Annotated in this window: 14 protein-coding genes and 1 tRNA gene; 2 read left to right on the top strand and 13 right to left on the bottom strand. The window is 51.9% G+C overall.

The genetic code is table 11. The features are described from left to right. Positions 1 to 94 precede the first annotated feature (94 nt). The 6 genes from eno to CHH67_RS23765 all read right to left on the bottom strand — a co-directional run bounded on the left by eno (position 95) and on the right by CHH67_RS23765 (position 7,447). Complete coding sequence (gene eno, locus CHH67_RS23790) at positions 95 to 1,384, bottom strand: phosphopyruvate hydratase (RefSeq protein WP_095267858.1); 1,290 nt, start codon at positions 1,382 to 1,384, stop codon at positions 95 to 97. 74 nt (positions 1,385 to 1,458) lie between these two features. After that, positions 1,459 to 3,003 (bottom strand): 2,3-bisphosphoglycerate-independent phosphoglycerate mutase, encoded by a 1,545-nt coding sequence (gene gpmI, locus CHH67_RS23785; RefSeq protein ID WP_095267857.1) that lies wholly within the window; start codon positions 3,001 to 3,003, stop codon positions 1,459 to 1,461. Position 3,004: 1 nt separating this feature from the next. Then, on the bottom strand, positions 3,005 to 3,757 hold the full coding sequence (tpiA, locus tag CHH67_RS23780; RefSeq protein WP_095267856.1) for a triose-phosphate isomerase: 753 nt from the start codon (positions 3,755 to 3,757) through the stop codon (positions 3,005 to 3,007). Between the two features lie 72 nt (positions 3,758 to 3,829). Continuing rightward, on the bottom strand, positions 3,830 to 5,011 hold the full coding sequence (locus tag CHH67_RS23775; RefSeq protein ID WP_095267855.1) for a phosphoglycerate kinase: 1,182 nt from the start codon (positions 5,009 to 5,011) through the stop codon (positions 3,830 to 3,832). Between the two features lie 192 nt (positions 5,012 to 5,203). Further along, complete coding sequence (gene gap / locus CHH67_RS23770) at positions 5,204 to 6,208, bottom strand: type I glyceraldehyde-3-phosphate dehydrogenase (protein WP_095267854.1); 1,005 nt, start codon at positions 6,206 to 6,208, stop codon at positions 5,204 to 5,206. Positions 6,209 to 6,409: 201 nt separating this feature from the next. Then, complete coding sequence (locus tag CHH67_RS23765) at positions 6,410 to 7,447, bottom strand: sugar-binding transcriptional regulator (RefSeq protein WP_095267853.1); 1,038 nt, start codon at positions 7,445 to 7,447, stop codon at positions 6,410 to 6,412. Between the two features lie 260 nt (positions 7,448 to 7,707). On the opposite strand from CHH67_RS23765, the gene CHH67_RS23760 reads away from it, so the two are divergent. Together CHH67_RS23760 and clpP are read left to right on the top strand one after the other, a co-directional pair. Beyond that, positions 7,708 to 7,782, top strand: a tRNA-Arg gene (locus CHH67_RS23760). A gap of 168 nt (positions 7,783 to 7,950) precedes the next feature. After that, complete coding sequence (gene clpP / locus CHH67_RS23755) at positions 7,951 to 8,547, top strand: ATP-dependent Clp endopeptidase proteolytic subunit ClpP (RefSeq protein WP_095267852.1); 597 nt, start codon at positions 7,951 to 7,953, stop codon at positions 8,545 to 8,547. Positions 8,548 to 8,656: 109 nt separating this feature from the next. Here clpP and CHH67_RS23750 read toward each other — a convergent pair whose 3' ends face one another. The 7 genes from CHH67_RS23750 to CHH67_RS23720 all read right to left on the bottom strand — a co-directional run bounded on the left by CHH67_RS23750 (position 8,657) and on the right by CHH67_RS23720 (position 15,566). Further along, positions 8,657 to 9,730, bottom strand: coding sequence for a PdaC/SigV domain-containing protein (locus tag CHH67_RS23750; protein ID WP_095267851.1), 1,074 nt, complete (start codon positions 9,728 to 9,730; stop codon positions 8,657 to 8,659). Between the two features lie 326 nt (positions 9,731 to 10,056). Then, a complete protein-coding gene (locus CHH67_RS23745) occupies positions 10,057 to 11,109 on the bottom strand; it encodes an ABC transporter substrate-binding protein (RefSeq protein ID WP_095267850.1) in 1,053 nt (350 codons plus the stop codon). A gap of 79 nt (positions 11,110 to 11,188) precedes the next feature. After that, complete coding sequence (locus tag CHH67_RS23740) at positions 11,189 to 11,950, bottom strand: ABC transporter permease (RefSeq protein ID WP_155618373.1); 762 nt, start codon at positions 11,948 to 11,950, stop codon at positions 11,189 to 11,191. 41 nt (positions 11,951 to 11,991) lie between these two features. Then, on the bottom strand, positions 11,992 to 12,843 hold the full coding sequence (locus tag CHH67_RS23735) for an ABC transporter permease (protein WP_095267848.1): 852 nt from the start codon (positions 12,841 to 12,843) through the stop codon (positions 11,992 to 11,994). Continuing rightward, on the bottom strand, positions 12,840 to 13,805 hold the full coding sequence (locus tag CHH67_RS23730) for an ABC transporter ATP-binding protein (protein ID WP_095267847.1): 966 nt from the start codon (positions 13,803 to 13,805) through the stop codon (positions 12,840 to 12,842). The genes CHH67_RS23735 and CHH67_RS23730 overlap by 4 nt, the downstream gene beginning before the upstream one ends. Positions 13,806 to 14,292: 487 nt before the next feature. Then, complete coding sequence (locus CHH67_RS23725) at positions 14,293 to 15,039, bottom strand: SIMPL domain-containing protein (protein WP_095267846.1); 747 nt, start codon at positions 15,037 to 15,039, stop codon at positions 14,293 to 14,295. 257 nt (positions 15,040 to 15,296) lie between these two features. After that, positions 15,297 to 15,566, bottom strand: a complete 270-nt coding sequence (locus CHH67_RS23720; protein WP_095267845.1) for an HPr family phosphocarrier protein — start codon at positions 15,564 to 15,566, stop codon at positions 15,297 to 15,299. Positions 15,567 to 15,658: the final 92 nt, after the last annotated feature.

The following is a 15,658-nucleotide window of genomic DNA, read 5'->3' as shown; positions in this document are numbered from 1 at the left end:
CAATGTGCAGCCTTGCCTCTCCCCCGCTCCCCCAATAAGCGCAAAAAAAAGCCCGGCCCCCGCAACATCAGGAGCCAGGCTTTTATAGCCCTTATTATTGTTGCTTCAGGTTGTAGAACGACTTCAAGCCGTCGTACTGAGCGAGTTCGCCCAGGTTGTCTTCGATGCGAAGCAACTGGTTGTATTTCGCAACGCGGTCCGTACGGGAAGGTGCACCCGTTTTGATCTGGCCAGCGTTTGTAGCAACCGCGATGTCAGCGATCGTGCTGTCTTCGGACTCACCGGAACGGTGGGAGATCACAGCGGTGTAACCAGCGCGTTTTGCCATTTCGATCGCGTCGAATGTTTCAGTCAGCGTACCGATTTGGTTAACTTTGATCAGGATGGAGTTACCGATCCCTTCCTTGATGCCTCTTTCCAGACGCTCAGTGTTCGTAACGAACAGGTCGTCACCCACGAGCTGAATTTTGTCACCCAATTTCTCAGTGAGCAATTTCCAACCTTCCCAGTCGTCCTCGGAGCAGCCGTCTTCGATGGTGATGATTGGATATTTCTCTACCCAAGAAGCAAGCAGGTCTACGAACTCAGCAGGTGTGAAGGATTTGCCTTCGCCTTCAAGCACATATTTGCCATCCTTGAAGAATTCCGTGGAAGCCACGTCCATACCCAGCAATACGTCCTTGCCTGGCGTGTAGCCAGCTTTTTCAATCGCTTCAATGATCGAGGACAGCGCGTCTTCGTTGGAAGTGAAGTTCGGAGCGAAGCCGCCTTCGTCACCAACAGCAGTGTTCAGTCCTTTGCCTTTCAGAACCGATTTCAGGTTGTGGAAGATTTCAGCACCCATACGAAGCGCTTCTTTGAAGCTGGAAGCACCTACAGGCAGTACCATGAACTCTTGCACGTCAACGTTGTTGTCAGCATGAGCGCCGCCGTTCACGATGTTCATCATTGGTACTGGAAGCTGTTTTGCGTTGAATCCGCCAAGGTAAGTGTACAGCGGCATAGCAAGCGCCTCGGCAGCTGCACGAGCGACAGCCATCGATACAGCCAGAATCGCATTTGCACCCAGTTTGCCTTTGTTCGGCGTTCCGTCCAGAGCGATCATCAGCTTGTCGATGCTTACTTGATCAAGCGCGTCCATTCCGATCACTTCAGGAGCGATAACCTCGTTAACATTCTTTACTGCTTGCAGAACACCTTTTCCGAGGTAACGGGATTTGTCGCCGTCGCGAAGCTCAACTGCTTCGTGAACACCAGTCGAAGCACCGGAAGGAACGATGGCACGGCCAATTGCGCCGGATTCCAGGTATACTTCAACCTCTACAGTCGGGTTACCGCGGGAGTCAAGGACTTCGCGTGCATATACGTCAGAAATAATGGTCATGGGTATAGTCTCCTTTTGTTAATATGGTATTTGAAACTGGCATTGCTGCCAGGCTGTTTCAGGTGTTTTATTTCTTATTTGCGTGCTGCAATCATCGAAGTGCCCGTCATTTCGTCCGGCTTCGGCAGCTGCATCAGATCCAGAATCGTTGGAGCGATGTCTGCCAGAATGCCGCCTTCATGCAAGGTCACATTCTCATCGGTGACGATGAACGGAACCGGATTGGTTGTATGTGCCGTATGCGGACGGCCATTCTCGTCGAATACCATGTCGGCGTTGCCGTGGTCGGCCGTGATGATAGCAACCCCGCCTTTGGCCAGAACGGCTTCAACGACTTTGCCTACGCACTCATCCGTGGCTTCCACCGCTTTGATGGTTGGCTCCAGCATGCCGGAGTGACCAACCATATCCGGGTTCGCGAAGTTCAGAATGATGGCATCATGCTTATCCGCCTCGATTTCCTTCACACATGCTTCAGCCACCTCGTATGCACTCATCTCCGGCTGAAGATCGTAAGTCGCCACCTTAGGCGAGTTGATCAAGACACGCGTTTCGCCAGGAAGCTCCACGTCGCGCCCGCCGCTGAAGAAGAAGGTAACATGCGGGTATTTCTCGGTCTCGGCAATGCGAAGCTGCTTTTTGTTATGCTGTACAAGCACTTCGCCCAGCGTGTTGTCGAGGTTCTTCGGCTTGTAGGCCACGAAGCCTTCGACCGTTTCGCTGAACAGCGTAAGGCACACAAAATGCAGGTTCTCAGGGAACTTCGGTCCCCGCTCGAAACCGCGGAAATCCTTGTTCGTGAACACTTGGGACAGCTGAATCGCACGGTCAGGACGGAAGTTCAGGAACACAACCGAATCTCCGCTCTCCACGAGGCTGACCGGGTTCCCCTGCTCATCCACGATCACCGTCGGTTCAACAAATTCATCATAGATCGACTTCTCATAGGAGTCTTCAATGGCCTTGAGCGGGTCCGTATATTTCGGGCCGTCACCGTATACCATCGCACGGTAAGCCTTCTCTACACGGTCCCAGCGCTTGTCGCGGTCCATTGCGTAGTAACGGCCAGATACCGTAGCAATCTTGCCGATGCCAATCTCTTCGATCTTGGCGATCAGGTCCTTGACGAATTGACGCCCGCTGTCCGGAGCGACGTCGCGTCCGTCCATGAAGCCATGAATGTACACCTCGTCCAGGCCTTCTTGCTTCGCGAGATCCAGCATGGCAAACATATGCTCGATATGGCTATGTACGCCACCATCGGATACAAGCCCGTACAGGTGAAGCTTCTTGTTGTTCTTCTTGGCATTCTGAATGGCCTCAACCAGGGTTTCGTTCTTGAAGAACTCCCCTTCACGAATCGACTTGCTGATCCGGGTCAAGTCCTGATATACAATCCGTCCTGCACCAATGTTCAAGTGGCCGACCTCGGAGTTGCCCATCTGCCCTTCCGGCAGGCCTACAGCTTCTCCGCAAGCGGTCAGTGTGGTGTTCGGATATTGTTTCAGATAACGGTCATAATTCGGCTTATTCGCCTTAGCGACCGCATTTCCTGCCTCCGTATTGCGCAGCCCGAATCCGTCCATGATGATCAGGGCTACCGGTCTTGGTGCTGACATCTTACTTCGCCCCCTCAACGAGTTGAATGTAAGAAGCTGGCTGCAGGCTGGCACCGCCGACGAGAGCGCCGTCAATGTCGCTTTGCCCCAGATACTCCATTACATTCTCAGGCTTCACGCTGCCGCCGTACTGAATGCGAACCGCAGCTGCAACGTCTTCCCCGTACAATCCTTTCACGAGATCGCGAATATATGCAATCACCTCGTTGGCATCTTGCGCCGTGGAGGATTTGCCTGTGCCAATCGCCCAGATCGGCTCATAGGCAATGACGACATGAACCGCTTGGTCTGCAGGAACACCTGCGAATGCAGCTTCGGTCTGCACTTTGCATACGTCCATCGTCTTCCCTGCTTCACGTTCTTCGAGCTTCTCGCCAACGCATACAATCGGAAGCAGTCCGTGACGGAATGCCGCATGCACCTTCTTGTTGACGATCTCGTCGGTTTCCGCAAAGTACTGACGACGCTCGGAATGCCCGATAATGACGTAGTCCACGCCCAGATCCTTCAGCATGGAACCGCTGATTTCTCCGGTAAATGCACCGCTGTCTTCATAATGAAGATTCTGAGCCCCGATCTTGATGCTTGTTCCTTTCGCAGCTTCGACCAGAGCCGGAAGCGTTGTGAACGGCGCGCAGATGACGCTCTCAACGCCTTCTACTTCCGCCTTGCCCTTAACTTCCTCGAAGAAGGACGTTGCTTCCGGAACCGTTTTGAACATTTTCCAGTTGCCAGCTATGATTGGTGTTCTCACTAGGTTCACTCCTTAAATATTCCCCGCCATCCCGCGGGGAACTGCTATCTTGCGTCTTTACCCATTCGTGTCTTACTTGTCGTTCAGAGCCACAACGCCAGGAAGCGCCTTGCCTTCCATGAATTCAAGGGATGCGCCGCCACCCGTCGAGATGTGGTCCATCTTGTCAGCTACACCGAACTTTTCAGCTGCTGCAGCCGAGTCTCCGCCGCCGATCACCGTGTAAGCAGACGTTTCCGCACAAGCTTGCGCTACAGCGCGAGTACCGTGGCTGAACGGTTCGATTTCGAACACGCCCATCGGCCCGTTCCATACGACCAGCTTGGAGTTTTTAATCACTTCTGCATACTTCTCGCGTGTCTTCGGACCGATATCAATGCCTTCCCAATCTGCTGGGATGCTGTCGATCGTGACCACCTTGGTGTTTGCATCTGCACTGAAATCGTCAGTTACTACGATGTCTTCCGGCAGGTAGAAGTTTTTGCCCAGCTCTTTAGCTTTCTCAATGAAGCCAAGCGCCGTATCCAGCTTCTCTGCATCCAGCAGGGATTTGCCGATTTCATGGCCTTGCGCCTTGAAGAACGTATAGGCAAGTCCACCGCCGATGATGACATTGTCAGCCAGTGTAAGCAGGTTGTTGATGACATCGATTTTGTCCTTAACTTTGGAACCGCCGATGATCGCTGTGAACGGACGATCCGGGTTCGACAACGCTTTGCCCAGAACAGACAGCTCCTTCTCCATCAGAAGACCGGATACAGCCGGCAGATGATGGGCAATGCCTTCTGTCGAAGCATGCGCACGGTGAGCTGCACCAAATGCGTCATTGACGAACAGATCAGCAAGCTCTGCGAATTGCTTCGCCAGCTCCGGATCGTTCTTCTCTTCGCCTGGATAGAAGCGCACGTTCTCAAGCACGAGCACATCGCCGTTTTGCAGCTTCTCCACTTGAGCCTTAACCGCTTCGCCTACAGCTTCATCCGCCTTCGCAACCGGTTTGCCAAGCAGTTCGGACAGGCGCTCGCTTGCCGGATTCAGGCGCAGCGATTCAACAACCTCGCCTTTCGGGCGACCCATGTGGCTGGCGAGAATGACCTTCGCGCCTCGCTCAATCAGGTAATTGATGGTTGGCAGTGTCTCGCGGATACGAGTATCATCTGTTATTTTACCATCCTCAAGCGGTACATTGAAATCGACCCGGACAAAGACGCGTTTGCCGTTTACTTCTACATCACGTACACTTTTCTTGTTCATCTCCACGTTCCTCCTAGAAACTATTCTCCCCAGCCGACAGCAGGTGCTCTTCATCTCTTTATGTCGTCCAAAGCCCGGCGTGTTGTCTATGTGTTTAAGTGCATGGCTTATGGCTTAAAAACAGGAAAAACCATGAACCAAAGAGGAGCACCTTTAAGCGGAACTCCTCTTCGATTGAATGGTTTAAATCAATTACAGACCTTTGCTTGCGATGTAAGCAGCGAGGTCAACAACGCGGTTGGAGTAGCCCCACTCGTTGTCATACCAGGAAACGACTTTAACCATGTTGTCGCCAACTACCATAGTAGAGAGCGCATCAATCGTGGAAGAAGCCGGATCGCTGTTGTAGTCGCTGGATACAAGCGGCTCGTCGGAGTAGTTCAGGATGCCTTTCAGCGGGCCGTCAGCTGCAGCTTTCAGCGCATCGTTAACTTCTTCTTTGGTTACGTTCTTGGACAGCTCAACAACGAGGTCTGTAACAGAAACGTTCTTCGTAGGTACGCGCATAGCCATACCGTTCAGTTTGCCTTTCAGTTGTGGCAGGACAAGGCTAACTGCTTTTGCCGCACCAGTTGTGGAAGGAATGATGTTCTCAGCAGCAGCACGAGCACGACGAAGGTCCTTGTGCGGCAGATCGAGTACTTGCTGGTCATTCGTGTAAGAGTGAACCGTAGTCATCATGCCTTTCACGATGCCGAACTTCTCATCAAGAACTTTGGCGAAAGGAGCCAAGCAGTTCGTTGTACAAGAAGCGTTGGAGATAATGGTGTGGTTAGCTGGATCGTATTTGTCTTCGTTAACGCCCATAACGATTGTGATGTCTTCGTCAGTAGCTGGAGCGGAGATGATAACTTTCTTCGCGCCGCCTTTCAAGTGAGCGGAAGCTTTTTCTTTAGCAGTGAAGATACCTGTGGATTCAACCACGATTTCAACACCGTATTCAGCCCAAGGAAGAGCTTCTGGATTACGCTCAGCGAATACTTTCACTTCACGGCCGTTTACAATAAGCGCGCCTTCTTTAGCTTCAACTGTTGCATCCAGTCTTCCGTGAGTTGTGTCATATTTCAAAAGGTGTGCCAGTGTGCTCACGTCAGTCAAATCGTTGATTGCCACGATTTCAACTTCACTGTTGTTCAGCGCAGCGCGGAACACGTTACGTCCAATACGTCCAAAACCGTTAATACCTACTTTAACCATTAGCAGTTCCCTCCATATTTGCTTTATTTGTATATATTCAAGACCGCCAAAAGGTCAGTCATGACAACAATAGCTTGAATGTGCGGCCAATGCCTGCGAAAAAGGGACAATTCCATATGATCGCAGCACTTCGGGCTCCATTCAGGCATGCAGCACTTAGGCGCTCCACCCCGTTCAATCCTGGTCCATGGTCCTTTAATGCTAGAGCGTCTCTATTTCCTTCATAACTTCCAGCGCAGCCGCTTCGTCCGTGACCAGAATGTCTTCATGGCCGAATTTCAGCACAGCGTGGATCGCTTTGCCCTTGCTTCTTCCTCCTGCGATGCCAATAACGATCTCGGTGCGCATAATATCTTCAAGCCGAAGACCGAGCGTAAGCATCTTGTGTACGACCTCACCTGATTCGCTGAAATAGTATCCGAAGGATTCCGCAATGGCACCGTCTTTCTGCAGACTGTCAATCGAGCCGTCATCCAGCTTGCGCCTGCGAGCCATCTCCATGGCGTCGCCGATGCCGTGAATGATAATGCGTGATTGACGGATGACATGCACAATCTCCTGAATATGCTGATCATGCACAAGAGACTGATAGGCATCCTCGCCCAGCAAATCCGGTACATGCAGCAGCCGGTATTCCGCGCCAACCCGTTTGGCCATCTTGGAAGCGATCGTATTCGCCTGAATCTCCACACTCTCTCCAAGGCCGCCCCGAGCCGGTACAAACCAGCTTCCCTTCAAAGGGCCGCCGGCAAGCGCGGTCATCTGCTCTGCCACTTCGGCAAGCGTTGATCCGCCTGTGACGGCAATCGTGTCTCCGCTATGAACATAGCTGAGGAGCGTTCTTGCTCCGACACGGCCAAGCTCACGCTTCACATCCGGGGAGGATTCACTGTCGCCAGGAATGACAACAACCTTGCGCAAGCCATAAGCCTTGCGAATCTTCTCCTCCAGGCGGGCCAGACCGAACAGCTCCTTCATCATCGGCTCCAGCTGTTCCAGCAAACAGATGCCGGCATCGCTGATCCGCATTCCGACCGTCTCGATCTCAATCAGACCTTGTGCCTTCAGAAGATCGGTCTCCGCTCTGAGCACACGCTCGGTCATCTCGAGTGATCCGGCGAGCGTCCTCCGTCCGACAACTCCAGACAACCTGATCTGATGAAGGATCGTATACCTTCGTTTAAGAGTGTCCATGAGATCTGGCAGAAGCTGCTCTTGTATTTCTAATAGGTCACGCATGCATTCCACTCCTGCAAACTTCGTCTCGACGCTCTTTATGTTGGACGTAAAATGTCCCGGGTAAGCAATTTAAGTCCCACCCTTATTCTACTCAATTATTATGCAGGTTGCAAGGGGTCCGAAAGTATATTTCTCAGCCTCAGGCATTCTTATACATTATGGCCAAATGATGCTTGGGTCTAGACAAAAACAATCTTTTGAACGACTTCTTGTCTTTTGTTCAAACTTGTTGTATAATCAATTTCGTTGCTAATTTTTATGCGCCCGTGGTCCAATGGATATGACGTAGGCCTCCGGAGCCTGAGATCGAGGTTCGATTCCTCGCGGGCGCGCCATTTATAATTTACATCATCATTACTGTTTACCCGCATAGTGCCTGAGATGGCTCTTTTTTTTACCCGATAGTTTGACTTTCTTTGACTTTTTGATTTGAATTGTTTATCATGTGGGTAATACGGTAACAGTATTTTAAAGAGGACTGTACTTAAGAGGAGGTTTTCCACGTGAGTTTTATACCTATGGTCGTTGAACAAAGCAACCGCGGCGAGCGGGCGTACGACATCTATTCCAGATTGCTGAAAGACCGCATTATCTTCCTCGGCTCCGATGTAAATGACGTGGTCGCCAATTCCATCATTGCCCAAATGCTGTTCCTGGCAGCAGAGGACCCTGAAAAGGATATTCATCTTTACATCAACAGCCCGGGCGGTTCGATTACCGCCGGCATGGCCATTTACGATACGATGCAATTCATCAAGCCGGATGTTTCGACCATCTGTGTCGGCATGGCGGCTTCGATGGGCGCGTTCCTGCTGAATGCAGGTGCCAAGGGCAAGCGCTTCGCGCTGCCTAACAGCGAAATCATGATTCACCAGCCGCTTGGCGGCGCACAAGGCCAGGCAACGGATATCGAAATCCGCGCCCGCCGCATTCTGAAGATGCGCGACAAGCTGAACCGCATCCTCGCAGAGCGTACCGGTCAGCCGCTTGAGCGCATCGAGAAAGACACCGATCGCGACTACTTCATGACTGCTGAAGAAGCCAAGGAATACGGCATCGTCGATCAGGTGCTGGAGAAAACTCCGGCGCAAGGACTGTAAACTCAGCCGGAAACCTTATTTGCATAAAAAAACGGGCAGGCGCCGAATCGGTGCCTGCCCGTTTTTTCCATAACTCTTGTACTCGAGTCTGCTTACATAACTGCAGCCCTTACTTCCACTCCTTCAGCTTCAGCTCAAACTCCGGAAAACCGTAAGCATACGCCGTGTACTCATACAGCTGGAAGAAGAGCACCGCCGAGCCGTCCTTCAGGTAGAAATCCGCATCGTCCGATACGCCTTCAAACCCGCCGAGATAGCCCTCATTGGCTTTGAATTTCTTCAATACATAATCATTCAGCTTCTTCTTGCCGTCACCCTTCAGGTTAATGACGTCCCCGAGGCTTTGCAGCGATCCGTCCTCCAGCGAGAACGTATAACCCTGGCGGTAAGTCATCCCATGCGCCCCGCCCGTATACGTGTATTCACTCGTCAAGATGCTGAGCAGCCCCTCTGCGTTGTAGGTCACTACAAAATCGCCCTGGAACTCATACTCCATCCCCGGCTCAGGCGATGGCGCTTCCGCAACCTGCTCCTTCGCCGCCTCGATGAACCGCTCGGCATGCTGCTTTAGCGTCTCGTTGATCGCAGACTGCGCTTTATCGTTGCCAAGACCGCTGATCTGGGCATAGCGCACTTGAATGTTGGCTTTATCCGTGGACTCCTTCAATGTTTTGGCAGAAATTGTGATCGCATTTTGCTTTTTCGGCACCATCGAAAGCGTCTTCTGCGCCGCATTCCACTGTCCTTGAACGCCCATATAATCACTGAGCACTTTATACGGGATATACAAACGCCCATCGATGATCTGGCCTCCAGGCTCCCCTATGTAAAGCCCGTTAACCGATAGGCCGATGTCTTTCGAGGCATACACCACCGCTTTCAGACGGTTGTATCCATCGCCCAGCGTATAAGCACGCGCTTTAGCATCATACTTAATCGGCAAACCGAGCGCGTCTCTGACGGCGGTAGCTGGCACATATGTAACACCGTTGGACAGGATTCCTTTTTGCGGCAGCACTTTGCCATTCCATTTCAGAACAACTTCCTTGCTGGACTTCTTCTGGCTGGCCGCGGCCGCCTGTGCCGATCCGTTCGCCTCAATCACCTGCCCGGTCCATCCGAGGCTTCCGATCAGAACACCAGCTGCAATGAACGATGCACATATACGGAGATTACGCTTCATTTCGAAATTCCACCTTTGTCGTTTTTGTTATGGGGTCAATTGAATAAGTTGCTGTTATTGTTCACTTCCTTTCCCATTATAATCCTTCATGCTTGGTCTATAGGTAACAATACGAATGACAATTTTGATTCCGGGGCCGAGGGCCTATCCCCGCTCATGCCTTCCCGGCCAAACTCCCTAACCTCGGGATACAGCGGCGAGCTCAGGTTCGAGAAAATGACTTCTCCAGACATAGGTCCGAGGATGTGACGGCATACAAAGAAAAGGCCTGTCGATTCGACAGACCTTTTCCCGCTTTCTATATTTAACAAACGATAACAGCTTTGTTACCGGCCGCTCTTCAGTTCGCTCCACAGACGGTCGTACAGCTGCAGCGCCTCGCCCACATTATCGAGCCATTCGGTCCGCGCCAGCTCTTCGTCTGTCAGATTGATCATCGTATTGTTGCGATAATCTTCGCTGTGGAATTCCATCGCTTTGGTATTCGGATTGCTGTATCCGATATACTCAAAGTTCTTGGCGCTCACTTCAGGCTCCAGCATGAAGTTGATGAACTTCTCGGCCAGTTCCTTGTTCTTCGCACCTTTCGGAATCGCATAGTTATCGGAGAAAATCGTCGCTCCCTCTTCAGGCACAACATAGGCCACATCCGGATTCTCAGCCGCGATAAACGCCGCATCCCCCGACCATACGCTCGCAATCCAGCCCTCTTCCTGCATCATCTTCTGTTTGATGCTGTCCGTGTCGAAGGCAAGCACATTCGGAAGAAGCGTCTTCAGCTCCTCCACCGCTGCGGTAATCTCCGCCTCGTCGGTCGTGCTGTTCGATTTCCCGAGCTTCTTGAGCGCCAAGCCGATCACCTCGCGATTATCGTCAAGCAGCAGCACCTTGCCCTTATATTCGGGATTCCACAGATCTTCCCAGCTGTTAATCTCATCCTGAATATACTTCGTGTTATATGCAATGCCCGTCACACCGGTGGTGTACACAATCGAATATTGGTTGCCCGGATCGTAGGACGGGTCCTTGAACGTGTCAGAAATGTTCTCGAAATTCGGGATATTGTTCATATCCAGCGGCTCCAGCAGGTCTGACTCAATCATCGTTTTGACCATGTAATCCGAAGGCTGAATCAGATCATATCCGCTTCCGCCCGCATTGATCTTGGCCAGCAGATCCTCATTGTTGGCATAGTTGTCATAAGTGACCTTCACATCAAACTTTTCCTCGAAATCCTTCAGCACCTCGGGATCAAAGTTATCCGCCCAGCTGTAAATATGCAGCGTTTCCTTCTCTGAGCCACAGCCTGCCAAAAGGCCTACCGACAATACCCCAACCAAGCCTGCCGCCAGCAGACGGGTCCATCCTCTTCTTTTCAATTCCTTATCTCCTCTCTTCCTCGTTCCGTTTTTTGGGATCTTTTGAGATCATCCCTCTATCCGAAAAAGCAAATTTGCTTTAAATCGGCAATGTCTTGTGTTTCTTGTCATTGTTGCCCCGGTTAAGAATGTATTGGGACAGCAGAATCAGGGTAATGCTCACCAGGATCAGCAGTGTACACAGGGCGTTAATCTCCGGCGATATCCCCCGCTTAACCTGGGCGTATATATAGATTGGCAGCGTCGTTGAACTCGGCCCCGCCACAAAAAAGCTCACCATAAAATCATCCAGCGACAGCGTAAAAGCAATCAGTGCACCGGATATAATCCCCGGGGCAATCTGCGGCAGCGTCACATGCCGGAACGTCTGCCACGGCGTGGCGCCAAGATCCTGCGCAGCCTCCTCCAGCTGCTTGCCCATGCCTGACAGCCTTGCTGTCACAACTACATAGACGTAGGACAAGCTGAATGTAATATGCGCAATCATCACCGTCGTCTTGCCTAGCGGCATGTTCAGTTGGCTGAACATCACCAGCAGCGACAGCCCCATAATGATGTCCGGGATGATAACCGGGAGATACAGAAGCCCGTTCATGCCGCTGCGTTTCTTGCCGCGCAAATCTCGCAGCGCCAGCGCCGCCGCTGTGCCGAGCATGGTCGACACCACTGTGGATGTAATCGCGATCGTCAGGCTGTTCATCAGCGCTTCCCTGACATGGCGATTCTGGAACAAGGATGTGTACCAGTCCAGTGTGAAGCCTTCCCAGTTGCCGCTAAGTCTCGCGCTGTTAAAAGAATAAATGATAATGATCAGAATCGGCATATAGATGAAGGCCAGCATCAGGTACGAATGGATCCCCAGCAGGGGATGGCTGCGCTTCTTCACGCTCTTCCCTCCCCTACTCGTTGATGACGAGCCTGCATCGCCCGGTTAAACAGCAGAATCAGGATCAGGGATGTCACGACAAAAATCACTGACAGCGCCGCGCCGAACGGCCAATTACGTGCCCCCAGAAACTGCGTCTGAATAATGTTGCTGATCATGGTCGACTTCGCACCGCCCAGAATATCCGTCACCACAAACATGCCGGAAGTCGATACATAGACAAGCACCGCACCGGTCATGATGCCCGACTTGCTCTGCGGCAGCGTCACATGCAGGAACGCCTTCCATCTGGAAGCGCCGAGGTCGCTTGCGGCGTCCAGCAGACGCTTGTCCATCTGCTCCAGCGCCACGTAGATCGGCAGCACCATGAACGGAATGAAGTTATAGACCATGCCCATCAGCACCGCGCCGTAGGTATACAGCATCTGAATCGGCTCATCAATCCAGCCGAGCCAGAGCAATGCGCTGTTGACGACCCCTTGCGTTCGCAGCAGCAGCACCCAGGCATACGTGCGGATTAGAAAGTTGATCCAGAACGGAATCGTAATCAGGACCAGCCCCCAAGTCTGAACCCGCGGGGACGCGTTCGCTATATAATAGGCCAGCGGATAGCTGACCAACAAACAGATGACCGTAGTCAGAAGCGACAAAACCAGCGTGTCCCAGTAGATCCCCAAATACAGCGGATCAAAAAAAGTGCGGTATCCCTCCAGGTTGAACTCAAATACAACTCGGCCAAGCGTGTCCCTCGACAAAAACGAGATGCCCACCACGATCAGCATCGGGATCACTAGGAACAATGACAGCCACAACAGGACCGGCGGCAGGAGAAATCGGGAATTTCTCATGGCTCGATCATCACCTCGTCCTTGTCGTTCCAGTTCACCCCTACAGCCTCACCGATCTGCCACGGACGTTCATCCGATATATCGAGCGCCACCGTCACTTTCATTGGCTCGCCATCCAGCTGCACCAGCAATTTATGCACGCTGCCCAAATATTGAATGTCCTCAATGACACCCGTCTTCTTCGCACCCGGCTCCCGCTGAGCCACCATCTTCTCGGGCCGAACAGCGATAAGCCCCTCCGGCGATGAGAAAATATTGTTCTCCCCGACAAAGGTTGCAGCGAACAGGGTCTGCGGTCTCGCATAGATCTCGCGCGGCGTGCCGATCTGCTCCACCTTGCCATTATTCATAATGACGATCCGGTCGGACATCATCATCGCTTCTTCCTGATCATGCGTCACATAAACAAATGTAATCCCAAGCGTACGCTGCAAATGTTTCAGCTCGGACTGCAAGTTTTTGCGAAGCTGCAAATCCAGCGCGCCAAGCGGCTCGTCCAGCAGCAGCACCTTGGGCTTGTTCGCAATCGCACGCGCAATGGCGACACGTTGCTGCTGACCGCCGGAGAGCTGATGCGGAAAGCGATCCCGCAGCGCCGACAGCTGCGTCATTTGGGCAGCTTCATCTACACGCTCCTTGATCTGGGCACGCGGCATCTTCTTCATCTTTAGCCCAAACGCGATGTTATCTTCAACGGTCATATGCGGAAATAGGGCATAATGCTGGAATACGAGGTTCAGATCCCGCTTGCTTGCAGGAACATCCGTCACGTTCTGCCCCGCGAGCCATACCTGTCCATCCGTAGGCTGCTCGAAGCCTGCGATCATACGGAGGATCGTTGTCTTGCCGCAGCCGCTTGGGCCCAGCAAGGTCAGGAATTCCCCTTCCTTAATGGAGAGCGACAGCGGATGCACGACCGCCTGTCCCTGAAAATGTTTTTCAATCTGGACAAGCTCAATCATAGCATCAACCCCTTTCTAATGGTGCCCTTACATGGGATAGAGCGTGAATACTTGCGCGCTTATATTCGCGGGCCTGTTCGAAACCAGTAAGAAGAAACGGCAATTCTGCCCGAAGGCAGACCCGTTTCTCAAGAATAATCGTATATCATGCGTCGTTTAAGAAAAAAAAGCCATATCCATGGGTATGGCTTTACCGATGTTCATCAAATTCAGTTTTTTGCATATTCACTATACATTGTTTTCCCACTATGTACAACACTTTTCTGCGGATTTCGACAGGGTAAAGACGGGATATTCTTCAAGAACATGGCAGCGCTGGGCGAGCAACCGGAAACCCTCATCCCCAGCTTCCGCAGTGGACAAGAACGAAGCCCTTGTCTCAACACAAACACCCGCCTGCATATACAGACGGGTGCTGACCAGCCCTCCAGCAGTTCTACGCGCTGCATCGCAGCGGCACAAAGCCCGAGAGCTTAATTCCGACATACTATTTCAGCTCATATTGAACGTTAAGCTGGGTAACAATTTTGATCTCGCCCGGCTCAAGCGAGGTGCCAGCACTTTCTGCTTTCGACGCCAGGCCGTCCGCCGCGGCAAACGTAATGATATCATTCATCGCCGAACCTTCCGACACATTGACGATTGCTCCAAGCTGACGCTTGGCTGCATTGGCAATGGCGCGCGCCTTCAGATCGGCATTCGCAATCGCCTTTTCAATCACTTGCGCCTCGTAAGCATCCCGATCGGCAACCGAGAAGCGGGCGTTGCCAATGATGTTCGCACCCGCGTCAGCCGCTGAATCCAGCACGTCTCCGACCTTCGTCAGGTCAAGAAGCGTAACCTCAAGCGAATGATAAGCGGTATAGCTCTTCAGCGTGCGTCCGCCTTCATCCGAATACGTGTAGTTTGGCTGTACGAAGAACTGCTCCGTTTTGATATCCTTCTCGTTGATCTTCCATGTATCCTTCAGCAACGCTGTAATCTTCTGAACTTTCTGCGCATTGCTTCTTTGCGCCTCTTTTGCTGTTGCCGCCGTAGACTCACTGCCAATGGACAGGTAGACGATGTCCGGCTTCACAGAAATTTCGCCTTTACCCACCACTGTTACCACACTGCGCGGCGTCTCAGCCGCATATGCTTCCGTTGCACCCCCGATTCCGGTGACAGCTGCGCCTCCGGTCAGCAGCGTCCCTGCAATCATCACTGCACCAACCCGTTTAACCCACTTGTTCATTGTTCATTCGCCTCCTCAATTTTGGCCCTTGTATGCTTGCCTTACCCTTCTAACGGTGCTCAGTTGGTAAATGTTGCATCAGACGCTGCGAAATTATCATATTTATTATGAATCATGGATCCCTGCATGGTATGCATGACAAAAAGACGGGCAACCGCTCCCGTCTCATCCCAACCCATTATGTAGAATACCCCTCGCTTGCTTATGTTAAAAAAAGCCTTGCAGATGACAAGACTTTTCTTAATGACAGGTATTGTTTATTGATTTTCGAGCTCTTCCTTGCTCACCAAATTCATGAGCGAGGTAACCGCTTGCTCAGCGTCGGCTCCTTCTGCGCTAATGTAAACCTCAGTTCCGGAACTGATAGCTAGGCTCATAATTCCCATGATACTTTTGGCATTTACTTTTTTATCATCTTTTTCGACGAAAATTTCAGAGGAATATTTATTCGCTTCCTGAACGAACAGCGCGGCCGGTCTGGCGTGTAGACCCGTCTTCAGCCGAACGACTACCGGGTGCTTTGTCATGAAAATTACCCCCTATCTTATAAATCTGCTGAATTGAAAGCGCGGTGATATTTTATCATATTATAACATTTAACCATACAGGACACTAGCAG

It is taken from the genome of Paenibacillus campinasensis, assembly GCF_002272015.1.
GTDB classification, from domain to species: domain Bacteria; phylum Bacillota; class Bacilli; order Paenibacillales; family Paenibacillaceae; genus Paenibacillus_AQ; species Paenibacillus_AQ campinasensis.
This window is presented reverse-complemented; position numbering and strand designations above follow the sequence as displayed.

Excerpts from the sequence above, each read along its gene's own strand:
- CHH67_RS23765 (WP_095267853.1), bottom strand. The coding sequence starts at position 7,447 with ATGCGTGACCTATTAGAAATACAAGAGCAGCTTCTGCCAGATCTCATG.
- CHH67_RS23725 (WP_095267846.1), bottom strand. The coding sequence starts at position 15,039 with ATGAACAAGTGGGTTAAACGGGTTGGTGCAGTGATGATTGCAGGGACG.
- eno (WP_095267858.1), bottom strand. The coding sequence starts at position 1,384 with ATGACCATTATTTCTGACGTATATGCACGCGAAGTCCTTGACTCCCGC.
- gpmI (WP_095267857.1), bottom strand. The coding sequence starts at position 3,003 with ATGTCAGCACCAAGACCGGTAGCCCTGATCATCATGGACGGATTCGGG.
- CHH67_RS23735 (WP_095267848.1), bottom strand. The coding sequence starts at position 12,843 with ATGAGAAATTCCCGATTTCTCCTGCCGCCGGTCCTGTTGTGGCTGTCA.
- CHH67_RS23720 (WP_095267845.1), bottom strand. The coding sequence starts at position 15,566 with ATGACAAAGCACCCGGTAGTCGTTCGGCTGAAGACGGGTCTACACGCC.
- CHH67_RS23740 (WP_155618373.1), bottom strand. The coding sequence starts at position 11,950 with ATGCTGGCCTTCATCTATATGCCGATTCTGATCATTATCATTTATTCT.
- CHH67_RS23775 (WP_095267855.1), bottom strand. The coding sequence starts at position 5,011 with ATGAACAAGAAAAGTGTACGTGATGTAGAAGTAAACGGCAAACGCGTC.
- gap (WP_095267854.1), bottom strand. The coding sequence starts at position 6,208 with ATGGTTAAAGTAGGTATTAACGGTTTTGGACGTATTGGACGTAACGTG.
- CHH67_RS23730 (WP_095267847.1), bottom strand. The coding sequence starts at position 13,805 with ATGATTGAGCTTGTCCAGATTGAAAAACATTTTCAGGGACAGGCGGTC.
- CHH67_RS23750 (WP_095267851.1), bottom strand. The coding sequence starts at position 9,730 with ATGAAGCGTAATCTCCGTATATGTGCATCGTTCATTGCAGCTGGTGTT.